Here is a 10,661-nt window from a genome sequence, read left to right as displayed (position 1 = left end):
GGCCGTTTGCTCAACCACACACCACTTTCGATCACCGGACAGCGTTACGTGAAACCGTCTCTCGATGCCCTCAGACCCGCAATGGATACTGTGTGCGACGAACTGAGCGCACGCACCGGGTGAGAGCGGACAGCTATTTGATTGCCAATGGGAGGCCACTTCCGTGTCACAGGGTAGAAAGATCGACCCAATGAAACCATTGCGAGCGGACCTGGACGGGAAACCACACCGCGAAAGAGGCCCGTTTGATAAGATCTTGCGGGACTATGCAGCATGCGCGTTGGGTAAACCGAAGATCGATCTTGCGATCTTTCAAGACGTCATTCGCAGGATCTGTCCGAATGGGCGTTTGGCGTCAGCGCTGGGTGAACAGAGCTTGCAGTGGCATAGCGGACTTGCCTCACTGTGCCGCCCTGAGATTGAAGGCCAAGTTGGGGCAGCAGCAAAGCTCCACCAGGAGCACACTCAGCGCCTGTTTCTCAAATGGCGCGAAATAGATTACCGCCACGAAAGCCGGTACGACTCGCCTCCCGAACCCGGAAGCAAACGGCCAGCACCTCGCGGTACGCATTTGTGCCCGGGGCTGCCTATCCCAGATCGGGAGTTTTTGAGCGAGGCCTATCTGTCGCAGGTCCTGCGGCCTTATGCGAGCGCAGAGTACGAATGTCGTCAGATCTTTTGGAGGCATTTGCAGGACGGGCACGCGCGTGGTCATTGGATTGGATTCATGCCGACAGATGCGGGCGCATATGTTCCGATGATGCCCGGCACGGGGTTTGGAACTGGTGGTCACTATGAAATCGACAGGGCGACCTATCTTCACCGCTTCGACAAAGCGGAAAGTGAGCTTGGATTAGAAAACTACCCACATTCTGATCCATATCCGGGGCAGGATATTTGGATGTTTATCGGTGCAGAGCAGTTGGCAGATGAGATGGGTGCTGCGCGCTCGGACAAACGCCTGCGATCGCGCTCACATCCGCGTGGTTTTTCGCGATTTGACCGGGAATTCGTACTGTTCGGCGTTGAACTTTTTCTTTGCCGTTCAGCGGCCTCCGCTTTGGATGCAGCTGAAAAGGTGGTGGATAGTCATGGGGAAAATATCAAAGGAAATAGTCGCTCTGCCAAGATCGAGCGTCTGCGAAAGGGGATCGCTGCTGCGCTAAAACAGGAAGGCAAATGGGCGGGAGACGAAGAGCTGTCCAAACTGCTCCAAAAGTATCCAAACCAATCCAATGCGCCCTAAGCTGGGTTGTGTGATGCTCCAGGCAATGGGATCGCTATTGGAGCAGTTACATGAAACCTTATGATGAAAGACTTCTGTCGAGAGCGGAAGTTGAAGAGCTGTTTGGGATCAGCAAACGCTTTCTTGAAAGCAGGGCAGGGAGTGTGACAGGCCCTCGTTTTGTGCGCGTTGGTCGGCTGGTCCGGTACAAGCTGGCGGACATCCATGCCTGGATTGAAGAAAACAGGGTGTAGGTGGGTGCAGATGGAAAAGCCTAAGAACACCGCTGCGTTCGGCAAGCTGCGATTCACCTGGAAAAGGTTGGTCAATGAAGATGCCAACCTGACGCGTGGTGCAAAGCAAATGGCCAGCTGTCTGTCGGATACCTTTGTGAACAGGGAAACCGGGCGCTGTTGGCCGAAAAATGCGACACTGGCAAAGTGCCTGGGTGTCGACAAGAGAACGGTGCAGCGATACATCAAGATGCTGGAACATGCAGGGTACCTGCGCCGGGTCAAAGTTCGGAATGCGCACCGGGCGCACCAGATCTGCCTGCCCGACTTAAAGGGTGACAACAGGAGTGACAGCCTGTCACCCCGAGAGGTGGCATTGCTGTCGCTCAAGGGTGACACAGCTGTCACCCCCTATAAGAACCAAGGAAAGAACATAAAAGACAGCAGCGTGGTTGATCGGTCGATGTCATGCCACCTGATATCCGATCTTGAGAGCGGTGCTCTGGCGAGTTGGAAGCTCTGGTTCGAAAACCACTGGCCGGGTGACGACGTCGAGCTTCTGCAATTGCTGAGAAGAGCTGGGAACTACCTGTTGCCTTCGCGCTTTCCGAAAGACGAAGACACAGCTCGCTACCTCGCATTCTTCGACTGGGTCACGGCGACGAATGGCAAAGAGCTCGGCTAAGACCAGTTAAGCAGCGCCATCGTATTGCTGCGCTAAAACCTTGAGGGGGGGTATCAAAAGTTGCGGGCTTCAAGACACGGGACCGGCGGGGGTAACCAGATTTTTCCGCAAGGAAGTTCAAGGGGGGGTGTACAGCAATGATGGGAATCTCCATCATAAGAATGTCCGCAACACCGCTTTCAACCTCGTCCGCTGCGGTACGCAGTTGGCTTATGACAACATAGTATTGCAGGTCTTCAGAGAGAGCCACAAAGCTTACGGGATGCTCCTGTCGCCACTAGCGGCCCCCTTGCTTCAGCTTGCAAAGGAATTGGCGGTTCCTCGTAAAGGAGAGACTGGAAAGTGTCGGATGCGCCTGCTTGGTGATATTCGAAGGGATTTGGAGAACGAGCGCTTAAATTTCGAATCCAGCGAATACACAGCCTCGATACTGGGTCAGCTCCCGAACTCATAACGCGTGCGTGGGAGCTTGGGCTTCTTAAAGCGCTCGGCGCAGTTCGGTCGAATTGACTGTTTCTAACCGGAAAAAGTAGTAGCGCAGACAAAGCGTGAGTTCGCAGTGGCTGCTTCAAGGTCTGCTTTGCGCGATCATATCTCCGGACCGGGAGAGACCTTTCGGGTGCTGAAGAACTTAAGTAAGATGACTGCATGTGTTTCTTCATTTCAATTGTCGTGAAGGGTGGCGATACTAAAGCGATCGACGTAGCGCTTCGCAGACATGGTCGACGCGCGAGACCATTAGAAAACGCCTCGCTGCGCAAAGCGTTACAATCTGACGAACACCACTTCCTTACAACGGTTGGACATTGCGACTGTGGTACAGTCCTCTCGCCAGGATTGAATTCTATAGAAAAACAGAACAGCCAAAGGTCAAAAAATGTTGCCAGGCTCAGGAAAAAAGGCTGGTCGGCAACGAAGATAGACAGATGGATTGCCGATCGAACGAAAGCAGAAGACCGCGCTGAACAACAGCATCAACTCAATGCACCAGACACTTTTGAATTATGGACGAACGTCATTCACGAGGTGATTGCAATCGACGGTGTGCATCAGGCTGGCATACTACTTCACTTTTATTCTGGCCACGATGAGGATGAAGGGATTGAGCTGGTGCGGAAGTCTGTTTCGGTTGATGACTTCACGGATCAGCTTCGCAACATCAAAGAGGATCAACTGCTGATCGCTGTGCCAACCTCCGTCTGAATTGCGGCCATTCGCGCAAAGCACAGCAATTGGAACTTGGGGCTCAGACCGGTCATCTGACGGTTTCAGTTGGATACTGAGCAGGTCCAGGTGGCTTCAAGGTCGGCTGAGCGGACGAGCCGGCCTCACAGCACAATGCTATGTATGTCCGGTGCCGGGTTAGATTTCACTCACTGTCGTCTCAAGGTGCCAAATTTTGGATACGATCCTCCAGCCTTCGGCACCTTTCACAAAGCCAAGATGATCAAGGTAGACGTTCTTGCGCGCTCTGATACGTATTTTTATGACTGCACTCACGTTTGACAACCAATCAACTAACAAGATTTCGTTGTCAGGATCTTGCCCCAAGTTTGCGGGAGAGGTTGGTTCAAGCCCTCCAATATCGTGGTTAAAGATATCACTTGGCTCTGCGAAAATGTCGCCTTTTTCACCGTCAAAAAGCGATGCGTTCGGATGAAATGCTCTGTTGAGTTTCACCGTGTCACAATGGAAAAGGCCGTCAATATGGCATTGCACCATTTCGAATAATTCAGGGTCGCGCATCATCAATTTACTCCTTCGTGCATCATTTTTCCGGTCGGCAGGTCAGCGAGGGTTGTTCGTTCCAACTTGGTGTAGAATTGCCGTGACTATCGCCTCTGGCCGGTCTTCTTGGACCAGATGACCAGCACCCGCGATGAGGGTGCAGGGTTTGTCCGAGATCAACGCAGCTAACGCGTCCCCCTTTTCAGCGGGGATGCATGGTTTGGTCAGCCTGCCGATCCGATGCTTACCTGCGCAAACTCAAATCAAGGTGCTTTTTTGTGTTTTCCTGACTTACCCCGCTCAATTTCTGGCGGCAAATAGGCTTTGGGTGGTCCTGTTCGGCCCAAGAACTTTTCAATACCAACCAGGCAACTGTGCGCGGTGGGCCCCTGCGCGAGTTCTGAGGTGCCTTGGTCGCGGGTAAGGGTATTGGGGTTGCCGTTGCGGCAAATCAGTGTTCCATCTGCCTGCCGTTCGACATCAAGCCATGCTCCGGTACTTATCGCCACACAGCCTTGCATTAATGACACATCGAGTCGCGCGTTCGCCAAACATGCACCGCGCTCATTAAATACCCGAAGTAGATCACCATCGACAATTCCAAGCGTCTTCGCATCCGACGGATTGAGGTTAACAGGGGTCCGACCCATTTTCTTCGCTGCTCTGCTTTCGGGTCCATGATCCAACTGAGAGTGAAGCTTATCCGCTGGTTGCCCAGAAATCAGGTGAAGGTCATATGGTCCAACTGCATTTCCAAGCCACTCGGTTGGTCGATACCAGGCCGGATGCGGCAGAATGCCGGGGCGCCCCATTCCCATGATGTTCTTACTGCAAATCTCGATCCGCCGGGATGGCGTTTTGAGAGGTGCTGCCTCAGGGGATTTGCGGTACTCGGCCAAGGCGCCGCTGCCTGTTTGGATCGGATCAACATAGTGCCATCCCTTGGCGGTAAAATCCTCGTAGTCAGGCAGCGTGATGTCAAATGTCGCTGCCTTTGCTTGGCTTTCTTCATAGAGCCAACGCAGCCATTCTTCGCTGCTTCGACCCTCAGTAAAGGCTTGCTCAGCGCCTAACCGGCGGGCGATGCGGGACAGAATAAGATAATCGTCGCGTGATTGCGCATGGGGCGGGACGACGGCCTCCATCGCAACGATGTAGGGATCGCGGGGTGTCAGCATGAGGTCTCGGCGTTCCAGCTGCGTCGTGCACGGCAGGACGATATCAGATCGTTTGGCCAGTGCGTTCCAGCACCACTCGTGGGCAATGATCGTCTCGGGCTTTTTCCAAGCCCGTTCCAGTTTTGTCAGGTCTTGGTGATGATGAAACGGGTTTCCGCCCGCCCAGTAAACGAGCTTGATATCGGGATATCTGTGCGTCTGGCCGTTGAACCGGAATGTGCCGCCGGGGTCTAGCAACATGTCGCTGATGCGGGCTACGGGAATGAAACTCTTGACAGGGTTCCTACCCTGAGCAAGCGAGGCGAACTTAACGGTCCGTCTTTCCATACCGATGGAATTTGACGCGCAGTACCCAAATGCGATGCCTGCGCCGGGCAATCCGATCTGCCCCAACATGGCGGCCAGCGTTGTGGCCATCCAGAACGGCTGCTCGCCTTTCTCCTGACGGGTCAATGACCAGCTCACCGAGATCAGAGTGCGCGACTTTGCCATACGCGCCGCCAGATCCTTAATCGTTCGAACGGGGACCTGCGCGATTTCAGCTGCCCAGGCTGCGGATTTGACGATTCCGTCCGATTGTCCGGTCAGATAGCGGGAAAAGGTTTCAAAGCCCGTCGTGTAACGATCAAGAAACGCCCGATTGTGCCAATTGTTCTTCAGCAACTCATGGGCAATGGCCAGCATGAGGGCCACATCACTACCGGGACGCGCCGCGATCCATTCTGCGTTCAGGTCGGCGGCGACATCACTGCGTATGGGCGAGATATTAACGAAAGAGACACCATTGTTTTTGGCCTCTGACAGGGCGGTACGTGCACGATGCACCCCGGTTCCGCCAGAACTAATCTGACTGTTGCGCAGGGGCATTCCCCCGAACGCGACCAGCAGCTCACCACTTTCAACCACGGAATGCCAACTGGGCGGATTATGGATAAACGTCGAAGGATCGCCCAGAAAGTGCGACAGGATCACTTCGCCAGCCGCCAAGGAATAAGTGTTCACCGACTTTGTATAACCACCAATACAATTGAGAAATCTGTGGAGCTGGCTTTGCGCGTGGTGAAACCGGCCTGCGCCGGACCACCCGTAAGAGCCGCCATAGATCGCTTCATTGCTATACCGTGATCTGACACGGGTCAACTCGTCAGCGACGAGCGTCTCAGCCTCTTCCCACGTAACCTGAACAAACGCCTCATGGCCGCGCTTGTGGGCCGCGCTGCCCGGTCCGTTTTCAAGCCAGCTTTTGCGCACCATAGGCGCATCGATCCGCAACGCGTCATCCAACACGCCAAGGTAGCCGTTTGCGATTGGAGATGGATTGGGATCTCGTTCAAACGGGTGGAGGGCGCAAAGTTTGTCGTCCTCGACCTCAGCCCGGTAGACGCCCCAATGCGCCGCCGTCAGGGGCATGTCCTCTATGGCAATCTTACGCGCCATTGAACCGGTCAATCATACCGTCCCATACAGGCACGAGATCCATCAAGCCGTCCCAGAACGAGTGATCGCGACGGCGATCGAAAGCCTCCAGCGACGTGCCCTGCTGCTCAACCCATGTGTAGTAGGCAAGGTTGAAGATACGCTCGCGATCGAAGCGGCCCAGTTCCTGCATGTGATCTATCCCCGTGCCCAGGATGTGTTGGCCAAATGCTTCTGCGGCCTGCACTTCGCCAAAGCGACCGTCAAAATGTCGATCCTCGGCCATAGCCATCTCGGTGTGATACATGTCCGCGCCATCGGTTGCGACGGTCAGTACCACATCGTCCGCGCCAAGATCATTGTACCTGGCGTATTTGATCGCCCCGATGATATTGGCGATGGCAGACAAACCAAGATCACCTAGCTGCGCAATGCTCTGCTGATTCAGACCGCGATGCTGAGACAGATATGCGCGACCTGCAGAGGTATTGAACACAAGGTTCAGGTTGTCACACGCGGAATCAGACACCCCGATAACAAAGTCAGACCCCATCACGTTGTGGATCAGGGGCACATGCTTGTCGCCGATGCCTTGAATGTTGTGCTCGCCGTATCCGTTGTACAGCAACGTTGGGCATTCCAGCGCCTCGATCACACCTGTCTGGGTGCCAAGGCCCTGCTTGAGATGGTCCCCCGCCGCCAGCGTTCCCGCGGAGCCGGTCGCGGCGATAAAGGCACGCGCGGTCTTCGTGCCATCTGCATTCACGTGATCGAAAATTCGCTGCAGAGCCGGTCCCGTCACAGCACGGTGAATGACATAGTTCCCGTATTCGCCAAATTGGTTGAGGATCAGGTTCTCAGCGTCTTTTGCCAATTCGTGGCATGCATCATAAATCTCCTTGACGTTACTTTCTGTTCCGGGCGTGCGGTAAATATCGTTTGAGTCGGCCAACCAGCGGTTTAGCCAATGAAAGCGTTCCTGGCTCATCCCTTCAGGTAGAACGGCCACCGACCGGCAGCCCAGCAGGGTGGCAATCGCAACACCTCCACGGCAGTAGTTGCCGGTCGAGGGCCAGACAGCCCGGTGCCGGGTGGCGTCAAAAGCGCCCGACATCAAGCGCGGGATTAGGCAGCCATACGCCGCCAGAACTTTATGCGTGTTGATCATCGGGAACCGATTGCCCAAGGCGACAACGATCTTCGCTTTCACACCTGTCAGAGCGTCTGGGAGGACGATGTGCTCTGGCACCGACACCAGACTGCGGCGGTCTGCCCCATTATGCCAGTGCACACGGAAGAGGTTGCGTGCATCTGGTGAATCCGGATCCGCGTTTGTGATTTCAGCCATTTTTCCAGCAAGTCTTCCAGGAGGATCAGCCAAATCGGATATCCGCGGCAGTACAAGCCCAAGGCTGTGCAAGCTTTCAACATTGCGATCATAGCTCTCTTGATGCGTGATCGTGGTTTCCAGCCCTGGAATCATCTCGTCTTCCCCTGTCTTGTTGGAATAGCCCTCGTCAGGGTAGCCGTGATTCAAGAGAAAAAAGCGCAATTTGTCGCCTGAGCGTGACGAAATTGATTGCGATCGCGCAGAATTCGAGGCTTGCACGCATAGTATGATTTTGCAGTTTATTCCGGCGGCATCCCCTCGTTTTGTACCGTCCGACACCACTTTCCGACCGCCTCAAATAAACGCCGAAGGCAGAATCACAGGGACCCGCAGGCCAGCTTCTGGAAAGCGTTGCGAAATCGAAAAACTGCGAAGAATTTCATCACCGGAAAGCGATCTTTTGATAATAACTTCCGCTCATACAGCCTAGTATTACGCGGAAACAAAAAGAGACGAAGATGAGTGCCTTTCAGAACAGTTTAACTGACCTGCGACGGTCCTTTCATCGTGATCCTGAGGTCGGCTTTGACGAAGTGCGCACCAAGGCCAGGGTCGTCCGCTGCCTGCGCGCGCTCGGCGTTGAAGTGCACGAAGGCAGCGGAGTTATCGGCGTTTTGCAATCTGGCCGCGGCAATCGCACCATCGGTCTGCGCGCCGACTTGGATGCTCTTCCGATCCAGGAAATCAGCACTCATGACTATGTTTCGCAAAACGCCGGTGTGATGCATGCTTGTGGCCACGACGGACATATCACGATGCTTTTGGGGGCTGTTGAACTATTGACCAGAAACCCCGATTTTGACGGTAAGGTCGTCTTTATCTTCCAGCCTAACGAAGAACATGGGCTGGGCGCACGGGCGATGATTGATGACGGCATCCTGGAACAGTTTCCATTGGACGAAGTCTACGCCATTCACAACCTGCCCGGCGCGCCATTGGGCGAGGTGTCAACCCGCACAGGCCAAATCTGCGCGAGTGAGAGCCTGTTCGAAATCGAAATCACAGGCCAGGGGGGGCATGCCTCCATGCCGCAGGTCGGTGTCGATGCGATTACGGTTGGCGCCGAAATGGTACAGGCGTTGCAAACCATCGTTTCGCGGAAACTGGCGCCCAGTACCGGGGCCGTCGTGTCTGTGACCGAGTTCGTGACAGACGGACAACGCAACGTCTTGCCGGGTACCGCGATTTTGAAAGGCGACGTTCGGACCCGATTGCCACAAGACCGGAAAGACGTCGAATGCTTCATGCGTCAAATCGCCGATGGCGTTGCAGCCGCCCACGGTGCGCGCGCCGATACGACATTCAATACGGAATTCATCGAAACCATAAATTCTCAGGAGCCGACCGAGGCCGTGGTTCAGACCGCAAGAAACGCTGGCCTCAAGGTGATCGGCGATCGCCCGCCCATGAGTTTTTCCGAAGACTTCGCCCATTTCTGCGCGGCGGTTCCAGGATGTTTCCTGCTTCTTGGAAATGGCACCAAGCCACCTTTTAGCCAACCGCTGCACGCTGCGGACTATGATTTCAACGATGCACTCCTTCCTATTGGTGCTGCTCTTTGGGCGCAGCTTGTGAAGGACCGCCTGCCAAAACGAAAGACCATGTGATGACTACTCTACTTCCCAAAGCGCCCATTCGGCATGTCGCCGCAAAGCTGACCAATGGAATTGCCGCGCATCGTGTCCTTACAGCTGAGAGTTTCGCGACCGCTAGCCGGGAAATTACTGCATGGGATGGCTATGCACCAACCCCGCTGGTCTCTCTTTCCGCGATCGCGGCCGAGATCGGCGTCGGTGAGATCCTTTACAAAGACGAAGGCCCACGCTTTGGGCTTGGCAGCTTCAAGGCATTGGGTGGGTCCTATGCAGCTCTGAGGGTTCTGCAGCGCGAGATTTCCAAGCGCTTGGGCAAGGATGTGTCCCTTGCCGATATCAGACACGGGGCATACGCCGACGAATGCGCGGCGATTACGCTTGTGTCTGCGACCGATGGCAACCATGGACGATCGCTTGCCTGGGGCTGCAAACGCTTTGGCGTGCCCTGCCGCATCTATGTTCATGCTGAAGTCAGCGAAGGTCGCGCCGCTGCCATGCACGATCTGGGGGCTGAGGTGGTTCGGATTGAAGGGGGCTATGACGAGTCGGTCCTGCTTGCGAAGACGGAAGCCGAAGACAACGGCTGGTTCGTAGTCTCTGACACTTCCTGGCCTGGCTATTCGTTTCCCCCGCGCGACGTGATGTGCGGCTATGGCGTCATGGTTCAGGAAGTCTGCGATGCGCTGGATCAGGCGCCGACCCATGTGTTTTTGCAGGGCGGTGTTGGTGGGCTGGCAGCTGGGGTGATTGCGGCACTGCGGCAGCATTGGGGTGAAGTCTCCCCTCGACCTATCATTGTTGAGCCTGAGCTCGCCGCTTGCTTGTTTGAAAGCGCAAAGACCGGTGCGGCAACTAAAGTCGAAATTGCAGAGGAAACACTGATGGCCGGGTTGTCCTGTGGCGAACCATCGGGTCTGGCGTGGGAAATTCTTTCAGAGGAAGCTACCGATTATCTGACGATCCCCGAGGCGCTGGTTGCCCCGACAGTACGATTGTTGGCCAAACCGCTTGGCAACGATACGGCAATCGAAGCAGGGGAAAGCGCCGTTGCGGGACTGGCTGCCTTGATCGCTGCGATGGCGGATACATCACTTGCTGAAAAACTTGGTTTGGCATCGACGTCACGTGTATTGTTGATCGGGTCGGAAGGCGTGACTGATCAGGCAATATTCAACATGATTATGGAAGGCCATGAGGCCGCGTGATCGAGT

General features: G+C 55.1%; 9 protein-coding genes and 1 pseudogene. 7 read left to right on the top strand and 3 right to left on the bottom strand.

The window, feature by feature from the left end; translation table 11 throughout:
* From Q1B13_RS25110 to Q1B13_RS25090, 5 genes and pseudogenes are all read left to right on the top strand, one after another.
* Positions 1 to 123 (top strand): annotated as a pseudogene (locus Q1B13_RS25110) (integrase); the annotation flags it as partial.
* Positions 124 to 190: 67 nt separating this feature from the next.
* On the top strand, positions 191 to 1,246 hold the full coding sequence (locus Q1B13_RS25105) for a hypothetical protein (protein WP_299085398.1): 1,056 nt from the start codon (positions 191 to 193) through the stop codon (positions 1,244 to 1,246).
* Between the two features lie 50 nt (positions 1,247 to 1,296).
* On the top strand, positions 1,297 to 1,479 hold the full coding sequence (locus Q1B13_RS25100) for a helix-turn-helix domain-containing protein (RefSeq protein ID WP_299085401.1): 183 nt from the start codon (positions 1,297 to 1,299) through the stop codon (positions 1,477 to 1,479).
* A gap of 10 nt (positions 1,480 to 1,489) precedes the next feature.
* Positions 1,490 to 2,143, top strand: coding sequence for a helix-turn-helix domain-containing protein (locus Q1B13_RS25095; RefSeq protein WP_299085404.1), 654 nt, complete (start codon positions 1,490 to 1,492; stop codon positions 2,141 to 2,143).
* Positions 2,144 to 2,791: 648 nt separating this feature from the next.
* The gene (locus Q1B13_RS25090) at positions 2,792 to 3,346 is read left to right on the top strand and encodes a hypothetical protein (protein ID WP_299085406.1); all 555 of its coding nucleotides are present in this window, start codon (positions 2,792 to 2,794) and stop codon (positions 3,344 to 3,346) included.
* A 159-nt stretch (positions 3,347 to 3,505) separates the two neighbouring features.
* Here the strand turns inward: Q1B13_RS25090 and Q1B13_RS25085 are convergent, their stop codons facing one another.
* The 3 genes from Q1B13_RS25085 to Q1B13_RS25075 form a co-directional block, all read right to left on the bottom strand.
* On the bottom strand, positions 3,506 to 3,892 hold the full coding sequence (locus Q1B13_RS25085; RefSeq protein ID WP_299085408.1) for a nuclear transport factor 2 family protein: 387 nt from the start codon (positions 3,890 to 3,892) through the stop codon (positions 3,506 to 3,508).
* Between the two features lie 242 nt (positions 3,893 to 4,134).
* Entirely contained in the window at positions 4,135 to 6,486 is a 2,352-nt protein-coding gene (locus Q1B13_RS25080) for a molybdopterin-dependent oxidoreductase (protein WP_299800722.1), read from the bottom strand.
* Positions 6,476 to 8,002, bottom strand: a complete 1,527-nt coding sequence (locus Q1B13_RS25075) for a pyridoxal-5'-phosphate-dependent protein subunit beta (RefSeq protein ID WP_299800720.1) — start codon at positions 8,000 to 8,002, stop codon at positions 6,476 to 6,478. Before Q1B13_RS25075 ends, Q1B13_RS25080 begins: the two co-directional genes overlap by 11 nt.
* Before the next feature lie 311 nt (positions 8,003 to 8,313).
* Here Q1B13_RS25075 and Q1B13_RS25070 point away from each other — a divergent pair, with 311 nt between their 5' ends.
* Entirely contained in the window at positions 8,314 to 9,462 is a 1,149-nt protein-coding gene (locus Q1B13_RS25070) for an amidohydrolase (RefSeq protein ID WP_299085412.1), read from the top strand.
* Positions 9,462 to 10,655 (top strand): diaminopropionate ammonia-lyase, encoded by a 1,194-nt coding sequence (locus Q1B13_RS25065; RefSeq protein WP_299085414.1) that lies wholly within the window; start codon positions 9,462 to 9,464, stop codon positions 10,653 to 10,655. The genes Q1B13_RS25070 and Q1B13_RS25065 overlap by 1 nt, the downstream gene beginning before the upstream one ends.
* Positions 10,656 to 10,661 lie beyond the last annotated feature (6 nt).

Origin of the sequence: uncultured Ruegeria sp. (assembly GCF_947489545.1) — a bacterium.
Taxonomy (GTDB): Bacteria; Pseudomonadota; Alphaproteobacteria; order Rhodobacterales; family Rhodobacteraceae; genus Ruegeria.
This window is presented reverse-complemented; position numbering and strand designations above follow the sequence as displayed.